The organism is Bacillus sp. 05T31 (genome assembly GCF_056396725.1).
The window spans coordinates 1-804 of record NZ_JBFTMA010001150.1 but is presented as its reverse complement, the minus strand read 5'-3'; the positions used below and the strand labels follow the sequence as shown (position 1 = coordinate 804).

At 36.7% G+C, this 804-nt stretch carries 1 protein-coding gene and 1 pseudogene; both read left to right on the top strand.

What is annotated here, in order from left to right; translation table 11 throughout:
• Nucleotides 1-17: 17 nt before the first annotated feature.
• Nucleotides 18-218, top strand: coding sequence for a YqgQ family protein (locus tag AC1DJR_RS32015; protein ID WP_002015140.1), 201 nt, complete (start codon nt 18-20; stop codon nt 216-218).
• Nucleotides 219-237: 19 nt separating this feature from the next.
• Nucleotides 238-804, top strand: a pseudogene (glcK, locus tag AC1DJR_RS32010) (glucokinase); the annotation flags it as partial.

Here is an 804-nt window from a genome sequence, read left to right as displayed (position 1 = left end):
GCATAAAGGGTGATGAAATGATATCCATTTATGATATTCAGCAATTGCTAAAGAAATTTGGCACGATTATTTATACGGGTGATCGAATCGCTGATTTACAATTAATGCAAGATGAATTGCGTGAATTAAATCAATCACAGCTAATCGATCCACAAGACTATCAAACAGCTTTATTTTTGTTGAAGCAAGAAATTCAAAAAGAGATAAATAAGAAATAGATAAAGGTAGGTACGTAACATGGAAGAGAAATGGTTAGTTGGTGTTGACCTTGGTGGTACAACGATTAAATTAGCATTTATTAATGTGTACGGTGAAATTTTACATAAGTGGGAAATCCCTACGAATACAAATGAACAAGGAAAACATATTACACTTGATGTAGCGAAAGCTATTGATAAAAAGTTAGAAGAATTGGGTGAATTAAAAAGTAAGCTAATTGGTATTGGTATGGGAGCTCCTGGTCCTGTACATGTGGCATCTGGAATGATTTATGAAGCGGTTAATTTAGGATGGAAAAACTATCCGTTAAAAGATTTACTAGAAGTAGAAACGGGATTACCTGTTGTTATTGATAATGATGCAAACTTAGCGGCGCTTGGTGAAATGTGGAAAGGTGCTGGTGAAGGAGCAAAAGATTTAATTTGTATGACACTTGGCACTGGTGTTGGTGGTGGTGTTATCGCCAATGGTGAGATTGTACATGGTATAAGCGGTGCTGCTGGTGAGATTGGACATATTACAGTTGTTACAGAGAACGCTTTTCCATGTAATTGCGGGAAGTCGGGTTGTTTAGAAACGGTAGCC